Origin of the sequence: Enterococcus wangshanyuanii (assembly GCF_002197645.1) — a bacterium.
GTDB lineage: Bacteria > Bacillota > Bacilli > Lactobacillales > Enterococcaceae > Enterococcus_L > Enterococcus_L wangshanyuanii.
In genome coordinates, this window is record NZ_CP021874.1 from 1568930 (window position 1) to 1583352 (window position 14423).

Consider the following 14423-nt stretch of genomic DNA (forward strand, 5'->3'; position numbering starts at 1 on the left):
AGATTTATCTAAATGATTCCATCATTTTACTGCTTTTTCTTCACTTTTTTGCAGTGCAAGTCCAACAAAGGAGTACACGATCGGCAACCAGTAATTCGCAAGTAACGTGTCTTCCATCGTTGCTTGAATACAAATCGCTAAAAAGGCTAAAAGTAAACTCACTTGAAGCGGAGAAAGTTTTGTTTTCGTGAATACATTAGTCGCTAATAGGTAAAGCAGCACGCTAAAAATCAGCGTATAACCGATAATACCGTAATTGCTTAACGTATAAATAAAGCTATTATGTGTACCCAATGATTTCCAAGAAGCCGTAAAGGGTTCCATTCCTATCAGCATATTTTGAGTGTTAGAAAACCATTTTTCAAAAAATTCCGCCCAGATAGTTTCTCTACCAGTGAATAAATTGATCGCATCTGATTTGGCAAACTGATAAAAAATAAATGGACCAGCTATAAAGAATAGTGCAAAACCGGCAAGCAGTAGATAATTATTTTTTAATAGTTTCTTAGGAACGATGTTGTCGACTAAAATAAAGAAAATCAACGCACCCAGAGATGCTTTCGACTGACATACCCAAACACCTAAAAGTCCGGCAGCATAGACAGGAATGACCAATAATTTAAAATAGCCGATGTTAAATGACTTGATAATGATCGTCAACATCATCACTGACAAGAAAATCGTCATACCGATCGTATTTGTATTGATCCAAATCGCTTCTAGCTTATTGTCATTTTTCCAAATCAATGCAGGATCGATCAATTTAGGCAGCTCGACATACATTCTATAAATCGTCACAAACAGTGCTGTCCCGGAAATACCGGCCAACAGACCTAAATCGACCTTAGTAAACTTCGTATTTTTAAAGCAAAGCAGTAGTAGAATAATCAATGGAATTGATGCATTGATAAACCGATTACTATGCCTCATAGAAGAGGTTAGTGTATAAAATACAAAAATCGCTACAGCTAGTATAATCAGTATCCAGTCTGCTTTGGTCAATGATTTTATTTTCAATAAAAGAACCAGCGCAATGGCTGCTGATAAAAGATAGACGCTATTTGTATAAATCCAGCCAGTTGTAGGCGTGCTGATCCCAACGACCCACATTAAATATGAACCAGCAATCGTAACCAGTAAAATCAGGTTACTTATTCTATTTAAGATTTTATCCATCTTGACATCCTTTCAATAAGCGTATGTGATCAATAACTCACTTTATAGATATACGCATTATTTGTATCTGGTCCGTATAATTGTTTGACTTGGATTTCTTCTGTAGCCAACTCATCGATCGTTTCATAGGTGACTAGATAATGAATATTGTATTTCATCAAATCTTCCAAGCTCAATCGCACTTTGAACGCATCTGCATGAAGTAATTCAAATTGCGGTTTCTCTGTGCTGATTTCAACGTAAATGTGAGAGTAACGATTATAGATTTTCTCATATTTTCCCATAGGATCGAGAGGTTTCCAAGAATCTAAATTCGGAGTAAAAGCTGTTCCATTAAAATTATGAACACCTAGCATCGGTAAGAAAGCATGCATCATTCGCTCTCCAGCCCACAACTGCCCTGGATCCTCTTTTTCGATCGCCATCACTTTCTGAGCAATTTGTTTATCATAAACAGGACTAACCCCTTTGCTGACTGGATTGACTGTCGTCCCTCCAACTAATACTGCAGCAAGCAACACTAAGGAAAACAGATATTTCCGCTGATTCAATAATAAAACGATCAATAAACCTGCAACTAGAAGTGTCCAAATAATATCCATCCGACTTAAATACAAGCCTAGATTTCCTTTATAAAGCGCAAAGAAATATAAAACCAGATTAATTATAATGATCGGTACTTGCCATTTAAATACTAGTCTTTTCTGTTCCCACACATATTGAATAAACCAAATACTCAATAAAATCGCTGCAAAGCCAAACGCTAGATTCGCTCTTTCTTCTGGAACATAAGAATACATCGTGATTTTAGCAAGGATTGTTGGAAAACGTAAACTCATCCAAACAATATTAAATAAACAAAAAACGAATAGCAAAAAGCCGTATAAATTTTCTTTGATTTTTTTGTAGAATAGCCAAGGTGACACGAACAAAATCACAAAGAAGAAGTGATAGAAACTACTTAGTTCAGAGTTGTTCTCATAAACGACATCTTTAAATGACATTTTCCAATTGACTAAAAAGTTAAATAGATCCTTTTTAGCAAAATCACCGCCAAGACTTACTCGATTTCCCGGGTAGATCGTATGCATTACTCGAATCAGTGAATCCCATGACGTAACAAGTGAGACACCTACGATGATTCCTGTCATCAATACAGCTAAACCAATAAACAGACCATCAAATTTATCTAATTTTACTTTCTTACGAAATTCGAAGAAAAAGCCAAGTAAAAATAATAAGATCAAATAACCGAAAGGCACTTGAAGAGCCGGATACAAGACTAAAATAAATCCGGAGGCACATAATGCAGCTAGTACAGCACACATTAAACGCGCCCATTTTTTCTCATGTGCATAGAAATAATTATACATACCTACTAAAAATCCAAAGGTAAAGAAGACTAAATCTCCAACTGGAGAAACAAACCACCATTGGATCGCTGCTGAAAATGGAATCCAAACACTGGTCAATAACGCCAAATACTTATTGCGCTTAGTCAAAATCAGACCCATTTCAAAAGACAGCAACATCAGCCCAATTAATTTTAGCCCCCAATACCAAGACAGCCCACGCTCTTTCCCTAAAAGAACATAGCCCCAAGTAAACGGTTTTGCCAATGTAGCTAAATTTAATGCAGGTGAATTATAGCCAATGACCATATCCTGGCCATCTACTGTGATCACTTCGTTATGATTTTTTAAGCCTGTTTGTGTTTGTGACAGGCTGTAAGGTGTTTGAACCATCCACTCATCTGATCTTATCGGTCTCGGTTCTCCTAAAATCACACTTTCATTATTGCCGTCTTTAGCGTAATCAGAAACATATTGATCCCACATGGCTAAAGAACTGCCATGAATTTTGAAAACCAGCATTAAAATAAATACCACTAAAGCAATAATGAATCGCGCTCTGATGATTTGATCAAGCAAGGCCTGAATCCCTTGTTTGATCGCACTATTTTGCTTATGTTTTGCTTGATGTATCTCCATTTTCTAACTCCATTTCCTAGTCATACTCACTTTTTATACACTAATTTCGATAAGAAAAATTCGGAATCTCTCTAGTCAAATTCGGATTATAAAATGGATCATTGTCGATCAAGCCTGCCCATTTTTGCTCCATCATCGCTTTTTCCTGTTCAAACCGTTTTTTCTTTTTCCCTTTATCGTCATAGCCTCTAGTTTGAGATTCAAAATGATAGAGTTCCGCTTCATGAAGCCAAACATTATCACGGCCAAGCTCTTTGACTTTTAAACATAAGTCCACATCATTGAATGCAACGGTGAAATCTTCGTCAAAACCTGAAACGGCATCAAAATCGCTTTTTTTCATTAATAAGCAAGCTGCCGTCACTGCTAAATAGTCAACATTCAACGCTAATTTTCCAAAATAACCTAGGTCTCCGTGAGGATATCCATAATGCCCATGCCCTGCGATTCCGCCAAGTCCTAAAATGACTCCTGCATGCTGGATCGTATTATTAGGATATAGCAGTTTTGCGCCAACACAACCAACTCGTTCCAATTGTGCAAATGAAACCATCAAACTCAGCCAGTCTGCATTGATCACTTCTGTATCGTTATTTAGGAATAACAGGTACTTGCCATTTGCATCCTTAGCAGCAATATTATTGATCTTAGAGAAATTGAATGGAATATCGATCGTCGTCACTCGAAACCGTTCTTGAAGCATTTCTTCAAATGACCGATAAAGTTCTTTCATCTTCTCATCTGTGCTGCCATTATCTGCAATAATGATCTCATAATTTTTATAGGTCGTCTTTTCGATGATCGAAGTGACACAACGTTTCACATCTTTATAGCCATTTTTAGTCGGGATAATGATCGAAACTAGCTCTTGTATTTCGATATCATAATAGACATCGTATAACCCGTTGGCACGACCATGTTTCGCATGTCCTTTGATGCCGCGTCGTATTAGAGCATCCTGAACAGCCTTTAATCCAGCCTCAAAAGCATAGCCTTTTGTTGATTGATCGACTGCAGTTGATGTCGGCAGCATCCGCCAATGATAAAGAACTTTTGGAATATGTTTGATTCGGTCAGCTGATGTTTTTTCGGTAAAACGAAGGACTAAATCATAATCCTGAGATCCTTCATAGCCTTTTCTGAAGCCGCCAATTTCTTCGAGTATCGTTCTACGGTATACACCTAAATGAGAAATATAATTTGTTCCTAACAGTAGATCTGGTGACCAATCTGGTTTAAATGACGGATCTGATCGGTTGCCTTCCATATCGATCTTGTCTTCATCACTGTAAAGTAAATCAAGCGCTGGATTTTCGTTCAGTGCTTTGACCACTTCATAAAAAGCAATTCTAGGTAACTCATCATCATTATCTAAAAGAGCGACAAACTCACCTGTCGCAAGCTCAAGTGCAGAATTCGTTGCTTCTGAAATATGTCCGTTTTTTTGTCTAAAAATGACTTTGATCCGTTCATCAGATTCCTGATATTCTGTCAAAAGCTCTTTAACTTTAGGATCAGTAGAAGCATCATCTGCCATACACAATTCCCAATTCGTATAATCTTGAATCAAAATCGAATCAATACAACGACGCAGCCATTTTTCCTCAACATTGTACACGGGCATCGCAATCGAAATTTTTGGCTGATAATCAAAGGCTGAGATTTCTGACTTGATTTGTTCAAAATCAAACTGCTCATTTCGTTCCAACCAACTAGGATACGAGGACTGTCTGCGGATTTTTTCGATCTTGACACGCTGAATCGTGCCTTTTAGACCATTTCTTTTTAGGTAACTGATTCCTTTATGTACATTGATCATCAATCGAGCCATCTTGTCTTCTGTTCCGGGAATCAAGGGATGTTTTTTACCTAAATCGATCCATTGTGAATCGTTTATTTTGCCTTCATTTGATGTAAAACGAATCTCCAGCTTATCTTTCTTTAATAAGCCCTCTAGTTTAATCTCAAATCCAGCCAAAACAGAAGCATCCGTTTCGTAAATCTGGTTCACATCTTCTCTCAATACACGCTTAACGTCATATGAAGTCACTTGCTCTTGATTGATAACCGAAATTTCCGGGCTGGTATTTGATTCCGTATCCAATGCCCAACCGGTGATCGTTAAATTATTGGTTTGTTTCTCTCGATAGATACTATCAATAATGACTTTGATCTCATCGTTCATGATTTGTTCTCCTTATAATTTAAAGGTTTGACAGCTATTATTTTTCGGGCTGGCGCCCTTAAAATAAATAATAGCTGTCGTTATCTTTATACTTGAAATACAATTCTATAATCGCTTAGGATTTCTATATTTATCAGTCATTTCTGCTTCAGACCATTTGCTTGATAACTCTTTGAAGTTGCCTTTTTTATCAAGATTTTTGATTTTTTCATCTGCCTTGAAAATAGCATACGAACAGTAAATGATCGTTTTATCTAATGTATTAGCAAACTGCAAGGATAAGTCTGTTCCCATCAGATCTTTACCTAATCCTTCATCGATTCCTGAAACTGCAAGGTAATCGGCCTTTCTAAACACCATACATCTTTCTGTTGCCGCCTGGATATTTCTTGGTAATGCAATTCGGTAGTAATACCCTAAGCTCTTGCCAGGTGTTCCTTCTTCTGGATACTGAAGACGTTTTTTCTCTAAATCGATCGACATCCCTACATTTTCGATGCGATAACGATAATCGACGATTCGACCCATGACGATGCCGGCTGACGGTTGTTGCGCCATATTCATCATCTCAAGCAGCCAGTTACTTTTAGTTGGAACAAGACCTGCATCTAAAAGAACGATATATTCCCCTGAGCTTGCTTTGATCAATGCGTCTCTTGTTTGTCCTTCATGATAAACAAGTTTATTACTGGTCGACTGTACGGTTTGTTTCAAAGCTTCCGGTAAGACGATCTCGTAATTCTCGTAAATTGTTTTTTCAAGAATTTTTTTCAGATAATCATTGATATCTGCTGTGTCATTTGTAATGATCACTGAAACTTTTGGTACAGTTTCATACGTATAATTGACCTTATATGAGCCATAAAACTCGGCGATCTCAACGTTGGCTTTGATCCCACGGCGATCCATCGCCGCTTGCAACGCTTTTTGACCAGCGACATACGCGTAGCCTTTGCTTTCAGGATTCAAGGCCGTTGACGATTCGATCGCACGCCAATGGTACATCATCCCTGGAATATGTGCGATATTCTCTGCATTTTCTGTTGCCCGTAACACGAAATCATAATCTTGTGCACCATTAAATTCTGTATTCAATCCACCCGTTTTTTCTAAAACTGAACGTTTGACTACAACAAAATGAGTAATGTAATTATGATTCAAAATCAATTCAGGATTCCATTTAGATTTGTAAAAAGCGTTGAAGCGTTTGCCGCTTTCAGTGACTTTGTCTTCATCAGTGTAAATGAAATCGATCGTTTGATCTTCATTCAGCGCTTTGACCACTTCATATAATGCTTGCGGCGCAAGCTCATCATCATTATCCATAAAGCCGATATATTCACCCGTTGCGATCGTCAATGCTGAATTGGTCGCTTCAGAGATATGGCCATTTTCTTCACGATAGATCACTTTGATTCGATCATCTGCATCCGCATATTTTTTAAGTAATGGCTTGATATAAGCACTTGGGGACGCATCATCAGCTAAACAAAGTTCCCAGTTTTCATAATATTGGTTTTGAAGAGAAGAAACACAGGCATCCAACCATTTTTCTTCTACATTATAAACGGGTACTGCCACTGAGATTTTTGGCTGATAAGTAAATGTTTTGATTTCTTCTAAAATAGCCGTTGCATCGACAGGTGTTTCTAATTGTTCTTGACGTTTGAAGTACCATTTCATTGATCCAACTAACCCTCTTGTTTGGATCGAACGTAATGCACGTTGAACTTTTCCGCCCGGTTGTACCATGTTTGGTTTTTCTAAGCGATATTGTAATTTCCGACCATTGTTGGCAGCAACATTCAAAATATAGGTTGGCTGATCTTCTGGATCTTTGACCTCGATCTCAAAACCGTAATCCTGATCCCCTTTTAGTTCAAACATATCGATCACATCACGACGATATTCTGTTGTCACAGCATACTCAACCGCTGATTCAGCCGTCACTTCAAAAGTAACAGGAAGTTTATCTTCTCTAGAATAAGCCCAGCCGCGAATGACCGTCTTTTTCTCTTCAACATGACGAACGATATCATCGATGTTCAATGAAACGAACGAATCAAATTTACTGATCGACACTTTTTTATATTTACTCATTTGTTTTCCACGCACCATCGAATTTTTATTTTTTAATTCATTCTGTTCATCTCTTTTTTCAATTGCGTAATCGATCAACTCATGAACGATCTCAGAAAATTCACCTTCATATTGGTAATCAAAGCTAAGCGTCATTGGCTTACCTGCGATCTTTTTGTCATTGATCTCCATTACAGGTACTTGATTATCTGAAAAGAAGTAACGATTCTCTTTAGCATAAACCGCATTTGTTGCACTTGGCTTGACTTCCGTATCAGAGGAAGTCATCGAAATATCGACTACTGCACCCGTCATGCTCGGGAAAATTTTTAGTAGCTTGATGTTGTCAGGAATATCGATCGTAAATGTTTTATTCTCACCTGTAACATTATTTATTTGAATATCAAATTCTATTTGCTCTTCTTCGCCACAGTCATACAAAAAGTGAATATTTTTACTATAGCTTGAGTTTTCTGGAATGACCCGAACAGGATCATCGACTGCTGTCGCACTAAGCGCATAAAAATATTGATACACTTCTCCGAATGGGCGAGCTTTAAAAGCAGCGCGCGCTTCTACAGGCAAATCCTCATACGTTGATTCAAGTTCATTATAACCGACTTGATTGATCGTAAAGTCCTCTTTAACGATAAATAAGCCTACCTCTTCAAAGACTTTTTCAAAGCCGCTTTGAACAAAGAAAGACTTATGGGTGGCGTCCAATAGACCTGTTTCACGCCAATCTAATTTATTATTGAATAGATCGATCAAGACAGAATTATGCGCCAAGTTAGGGAAGGTAATCAGAATTTGTCCTCCCTCGCTCAAGAAAGGTTTCACTTTCTTCAACGCACTTTTCGGGTCCATCAGATGTTCAAGAACATCCGCAAAAATAATATAATCAAAGGTTTGCCCTTCAAAATACTTCGTCCATGCTTCTTCATCGATATTTCCGTAAAAAGCATCTGTAGAAAACTCACTGACATAGTCAAAAAGCTCCTTGTCCAGTTCCACAATAGAAACTGAACAGTGCTTTTCCTCCATTAAATAGCTGGTCATTCGACCATTACCTGGGCCAAACTCCAACACATTGCTATTTTCTTTTATTTGAGCGACGATTTTACCAACACTGGTACTCTCGTCAACTTCCATCTCAAAATCATACTTCATCTTTAATAGTATCCTTCCATTCATGATCTAAAATGACAATGCCTTCGCCTGCATAGCGACCGCTAATAAACATGTTCAGGTATTTCGTTTTATAAACTAAAGGTACTGTAGCGTGTTCTTCAAAGAAAGCAATATCAAAATAATATTCTCCCGTTAAAAGTGACATTTTGCCGTATTCTAAATAAAAAACATTTTTCCCTTTTTTCCAAGGGATCTTGATTTCATCAAGCAATGTATTTAGTCCACAGACATAATTGTTATCTACCGTTCGAATCGCAACACCGCAGACCGGTGATTTGATCGACTCATTCTTCACTGTATATTCAATTTTAAGTATCACTTTTTCATCTTGTGTTACGATCTCTAAAGGTTCCAATGCTGCATTCAATAATGTCGCTTTTTCGATATCGATGATATCTGGAACTGTCTCTTGATTTTGGATCGTTTTTTCTCGATCCACTGTTTTGATCGATTTTTTCTTTAAAAAGTTTTCGTAATTCGTCGTGACATCCATCGTATCACCAGACTCAACAACTTCACCATTTTTCAACCAAAACGTTCGGTCACAAAAACGACGAATCGAATTGACATCATGGGAGACGAATAAAATCGTTTTTCCTGAATTTTTGATTTCAGTAAATTTCTCCATACACTTCAGTTGGAACTCTAAATCTCCAACAGCTAATGCTTCATCAACGATCAAAATATCCGGATCGACATTGATTGCTACAGCAAAAGCTAAGCGCACAAACATCCCGCTAGAATAGGTTTTGACCGGCTGATACAAATGATCACCGATATCTGCGAATTGGATCACATCATCCACACGTTCTTCCATCTCTTCTCTAGAAAAACCAAGGACCATTCCGTTTAAAAAGATATTTTCATATCCTGAATATTCTGGGTTAAAGCCTGATCCTAATTCCAATAAAGCCGAAATCTTGCCATCGATTTTCATCGTTCCTGCAGTCGGCGTCAAAACCCCTGTAATGATTTTCAAGATCGTTGATTTTCCTGAACCATTTTCACCAACAAAACCGATCATTTCACCTTTTTCAATTTGAAGCGTTACATCTTTTAATGCATAAAAAAGATCATGATAGCTCTTTTTGAGCGGATTAAGTGCTTCTTTAAACCGATCTGACGGTTTTTTGTACATATTATAAGTTTTTGTAATATTTTGTATATCGATTGCATACTCTGCCATGATTTACTCTCCTTGTACTTACCTGTCCCGTATTTTCTGTCTCCGTACTGATTATAATACGTCTGAAAAATGCGGTTTTAGGCGTCTAAATACAACTGAACCTGCTAATAAAAGAATGATCGTAAAGCCCCAGAAATATAAGCCGTATTGCCAGCGTTCCCAGAACCAAGGACCATTTGTAAAGGAATCTCGATAGCCCTGAATAACATAGTACAGCGGATTGATTTTTAATAGTTTTTCAATCCAGCCGCTTGGTGACCAAAGAATCGGCAAAGTCCACATGATCGTTTGCATCGCCACATTGATAAACTGCATGATATCTGGTAAGAAAGGCTGTGTTGAGGCCGTTAACCACGTCACGCCTGTTAAAAAAATGATCAGACAGAACAAGTAATAGATTAACTGCAAAGCTTTCAATGTTGGGAAAACTCCGCTCAATGAAGTGATCCCGAAACCGATCAAGATAAAGAATAGATGGGTATACAAGCTCGATAAAATTTTTGACGTTGGTAAAATCTGTACATTGAACACTACCTTTTTAACAAGATAGCTGTATTCTCTAAAAACATTAGTAGCGGATAATAATGAATCAGAGAAAAAGAACCACGGAATCAATCCCGTTACTAGGTAAACGATAAACGGATACGCTTCGTCCGCTCCCCGTGCACGAATTTGTGAAAATACAAACCAGTATGTCAACACGGTCACAAGAGGTGTAATGAACGCCCACACGATCCCCAGTGCAGAACCTGCATATTTTGATTTAAAATCGTTAAATGAAAACTGGACCAGCAGTTTTCTATTCTCAAAGATATTTTTAAAAATCGATAGTGTCGCTCGTATCATTGACTCTTTTCCTTTCTTGTTTCCGTTGCTTGATATTCTTCGTTAAAAATAAGCTGCATAACATTACTAGTTTAAAGAATATGTACTCTTTTTTCAAGTTATGTAAGTATTTTCTTAAGATTTACGAAAGCGGTACTCTTTTTAAGTACAGTTATTTCGCTAATTGAATGATCACGATCCCAAGGATGATCACCGCTGTACCGATCACAGTTCCCAAGGTCACTTGCTCATGCAAAATCAGTTTTGAACCTAATAATACAGCAATATTCGTACATGCAACACCTAATGGGACGATGTAAGAAACTTCCGATTTACTGATGATGACCATCCATAGCACAAAGCTAAACATGTAGCATAAAAAACCAATGATCGTCGTTAGAGACATCGAAAAAGAAAAAACAGCATTCGTAAAATGGATCGCTGTCGCTTGTGATCCTAATTTCACTAAGATCAGACCCGATGTAGATAAAACAACATAGATTAAAAATAGTAGCATTATTTTTTCTCCTTTTTATCTTTTAAAATAGATAGTTCCTGAGTCAATAATTTAATTTGGTTTTGCTGCTTTGATAGTAGGGCAGAATTCTTGATTTCAATAAAAAGCAATACAAAGATCGCCATGATCAACAAAAAATTCGATGTGGTTTCAAACCCCAACTTCTTGCTTAACCATTCTGGTAATTCAGGAAATATCGCAACTACGACCAAGCCAACGGAAATGATCAGCCAGCGAATCGCATTTTTTAACAAAAACACATTTTTATTAATGGAACGAATAATGTAAATAAAGAAAATCAATGAGAACAAAACCATCTCAACACGTAAAATGCCGCTCATTAATCTCCCTCCCTCATAAAGCTTGATACAAGAATCGCCAAACTAACTTCAAACATGTAACGGACTGATGTAAATGCGCGAATCGAAGATTGACCGCCAGAACGTTCTCTCATATTCGCTGCAACTTCTTTGATCGTAAATTTCTTTTTCAGCAAATGAACCGTTGATTCAGGTTCAGGATAACTCGTAGGATATTTCTTTGCAAAGTAAGCAATGATTTCTCGATTGCACGCCCGATAACCAGATGTTACATCATAGATTTTTTTTCCTGAAGACAGATAAATCAAAAATGAAAGGATCCTGATGCCGACACGCCGCATAAAGGTTGTTTGAAAGGCTGTCTTTTCATTTGGTAAAAACCTCGAACCAATAACAAAGTCCGCTTGTTGCTTTATGATCGGCTGCACCACCGCATCTAGGCTGCGAATATCGTGCTGCCCATCTCCGTCAAATTGTACAGCAATGTCATACTTGTTTTTCTCAGCATAACGGTAGCCTGTTTGCACCGCTCCACCGATCCCCAGATTCATGACCAAATGAATCGAATTGATCTGATGTTCATTTAAGATCACTTGCGTTTTATCCGTCGATCCGTCGTTGATCACAACATAATCGATCGTATAAGAATAATCATTTTTATGGACTTCTTTGAATTGTTCGACTGAGCGAATCGTCTTCAAGATCGTCTCTTCTTCATTATACGCAGGAATAATCAAAAGAATCCGCAAGATAAGCCCTCCATCCAGTAATATTCACTTTCTTTTATTGTATCTCTAGTTCACATCAACAACAGACAGAACAATAGAATCAAATAACTGCTTCTATTGTCTGTTTGTCTATTGCTAGTTTATTTTGTGACTTGTGTCAACATCGCTGCTAAGGCTTCTTGCCAAGTCGGAATCTTAAACCCTAAGGCTTTTGTTTTATCAAGATCCATCACAGAGTATTTAGGTCGAGTCGCTTTTTGTGGGAACTTACTTGAATCCACAGGCAAAACGTCAACATCCTTGTCTTTTAAAATTTCTTTGGCAAATTCATACCAACTGCAACTGTTGTCATTCGATAAATGATAGACGCCATAAGGTACTTTCTCTTTAATAGCAAAAGTCATAAATTCAGCTAATGTTCTTGTCCATGTCGGACGACCAAATTGATCATCTACCACAGTCAATTGTTTGTTTGTTTCTGCTAAGCGCTGCATCGTGAAGACAAAATTATGTCCATATTGCCCAAACACCCAAGATGTCCGAATGATATAATAGTCTTCCATGATTTCTTGTACGATTTGTTCCCCTAATAGTTTTGTACGCCCATACTCATTTTGAGGGTTTGTTTGATCGTCCGTCTTGTAGGTGTCTTCTTTTTTCGTTCCATCAAATACGTAATCTGTACTTACATAAACCAAGGTTGCACCGACTTTTTGTGCCGCAAGAGCCACATTACGCGTGCCATCTACATTGATTTTTTCATCTAGTTCTTTACCCTCGTCTTCAGCCTTATCAACTGCTGTATAGGCTGCACAATGGTAGATCACCTCGGGCTTTAAATCTGTAATAAAGGCCATCGTTTGTTCTGCATCAGTGATATCCATCTCTTTTGAATCTGTTGACACATACTCTAAACCTTGTTCATCAAGTAAATGACGTAATTCTGTTCCTAGTTGTCCATTTCCGCCAGTTAAAAGTATCATTCGTAATTGCTCCTCTCAGAAACAAAGGGACCACCAAGTGACATTCACCTAATGATTGCATTCCTTTGTCATTTCGTATTTAGAGCGTGGAGCAAAACCAATGCTTAGTTTTGTCCCACGCTCAATAAGTCACTATTTTAATCTTACTTGGTTAAAATCAGGTACATGACATCGGTAAAATGATATCGATTATTGACCGCTTTTCGCATAGTTGGCTTCTACAGCATCTTTATCTGCTTTCCACCAGTCTTCATTCTCTGTATACCACTTGATCGTGTCAGCTAAACCGTCACGGAAATTCGTAAATTCTGGTGACCAGCCTAATTCTTCACGTAGTTTTGTTGAATCGATCGCATAACGTAAATCGTGACCCGCACGATCATTCACATGCTCATAAGCATCTTTAGGTTGTCCCATCAATTCTAAGATCATTTCGATCACAGTTTTATTGTCTTCTTCTCCGTCAGCACCGATCAAATAGGTTTCGCCAAGGCGACCTTTCGTTAAAATGGCCCAAACTGCAGAAGAGTGATCGTTTGTATGGATCCAGTCTCTAACATTTTTTCCAGCACCGTATAATTTTGGTGTGATTCCGCTTAGAATATTAGTGATCTGACGCGGAATGAATTTTTCGATATGCTGATATGGACCATAGTTATTTGAACAGTTTGAAATCGTTGCTTTTAAGCCAAACGAACGCCCCCAAGCCTTCACTAATAAATCTGATCCAGCTTTTGTGGAAGAATATGGACTTGATGGATTATAAGGTGTTTCCGCAGTAAACTTCTCTCCAGCTCCTTCTCCATGTCCCGGTAAATCTTCACGTAATGGTAAGTCACCATACACTTCATCTGTCGATACATGGTGATAACGAACATCATGTTTACGGCATGCTTCGATCAACGTATATGTCCCAATGATATTTGTTTGAACGAATGGAAATGGATCGTTCAATGAATTATCATTATGCGATTCTGCAGCATAGTGAACGACTGCGTCTGTTTCTTTGACTAAGCGATCGACTAGTTCAGCATCAGCGATATCGCCGACAACCAGTTCCACACGGTCTTTCGGTAGTCCTTCAAGGTTCTTTTCATTTCCTGCGTAGGTTAATTTATCTAAGACAGTAACATGTACTTCCGGATGATTGTTCACCACATAATGAACAAAGTTTGATCCGATGAAGCCTGCTCCACCAGTAACAATGATCTTTTTCATTTTTAAGATCTCTCCTAAACTTTT

General features: G+C 37.8%; 11 protein-coding genes. All 11 read right to left on the reverse strand.

What is annotated here, in order from left to right; genetic code table 11:
• Positions 1 to 21 precede the first annotated feature (21 nt).
• The 11 genes from CC204_RS07590 to rfbB all read right to left on the reverse strand — a co-directional run bounded on the left by CC204_RS07590 (position 22) and on the right by rfbB (position 14399).
• Positions 22 to 1176, reverse strand: coding sequence for an EpaQ family protein (locus CC204_RS07590; RefSeq protein WP_088269638.1), 1155 nt, complete (start codon positions 1174 to 1176; stop codon positions 22 to 24).
• Positions 1177 to 1205: 29 nt separating this feature from the next.
• Positions 1206 to 3167 carry a DUF7657 domain-containing protein gene (locus CC204_RS07595; RefSeq protein ID WP_188634517.1) on the reverse strand — a complete coding sequence of 654 codons (1962 nt, stop codon included), beginning with the start codon at positions 3165 to 3167 and terminating at the stop codon, positions 1206 to 1208.
• A gap of 40 nt (positions 3168 to 3207) precedes the next feature.
• Positions 3208 to 5352: a glycosyltransferase family 2 protein gene (locus CC204_RS07600; protein ID WP_088269639.1), complete on the reverse strand. Its 2145-nt coding sequence runs from the start codon at positions 5350 to 5352 to the stop codon at positions 3208 to 3210.
• 105 nt (positions 5353 to 5457) lie between these two features.
• On the reverse strand, positions 5458 to 8601 hold the full coding sequence (locus tag CC204_RS07605; RefSeq protein ID WP_088269640.1) for a glycosyltransferase: 3144 nt from the start codon (positions 8599 to 8601) through the stop codon (positions 5458 to 5460).
• Positions 8591 to 9808: an ABC transporter ATP-binding protein gene (locus CC204_RS07610; protein ID WP_088269641.1), complete on the reverse strand. Its 1218-nt coding sequence runs from the start codon at positions 9806 to 9808 to the stop codon at positions 8591 to 8593. Before CC204_RS07610 ends, CC204_RS07605 begins: the two co-directional genes overlap by 11 nt.
• Positions 9809 to 9859: 51 nt before the next feature.
• Complete coding sequence (locus CC204_RS07615) at positions 9860 to 10654, reverse strand: ABC transporter permease (RefSeq protein WP_088269642.1); 795 nt, start codon at positions 10652 to 10654, stop codon at positions 9860 to 9862.
• Between the two features lie 151 nt (positions 10655 to 10805).
• Entirely contained in the window at positions 10806 to 11150 is a 345-nt protein-coding gene (locus CC204_RS07620; protein WP_088269643.1) for a hypothetical protein, read from the reverse strand.
• On the reverse strand, positions 11150 to 11491 hold the full coding sequence (locus CC204_RS07625) for a DUF2304 domain-containing protein (RefSeq protein WP_088269644.1): 342 nt from the start codon (positions 11489 to 11491) through the stop codon (positions 11150 to 11152). The genes CC204_RS07620 and CC204_RS07625 overlap by 1 nt, the downstream gene beginning before the upstream one ends.
• Positions 11491 to 12219, reverse strand: a complete 729-nt coding sequence (locus CC204_RS07630) for a glycosyltransferase family 2 protein (protein WP_088269645.1) — start codon at positions 12217 to 12219, stop codon at positions 11491 to 11493. Before CC204_RS07630 ends, CC204_RS07625 begins: the two co-directional genes overlap by 1 nt.
• A 119-nt stretch (positions 12220 to 12338) precedes the next feature.
• Entirely contained in the window at positions 12339 to 13181 is an 843-nt protein-coding gene (gene rfbD / locus CC204_RS07635; protein WP_088269646.1) for a dTDP-4-dehydrorhamnose reductase, read from the reverse strand.
• Between the two features lie 189 nt (positions 13182 to 13370).
• Positions 13371 to 14399 (reverse strand): dTDP-glucose 4,6-dehydratase, encoded by a 1029-nt coding sequence (gene rfbB, locus CC204_RS07640; protein ID WP_088269647.1) that lies wholly within the window; start codon positions 14397 to 14399, stop codon positions 13371 to 13373.
• Positions 14400 to 14423: the final 24 nt, after the last annotated feature.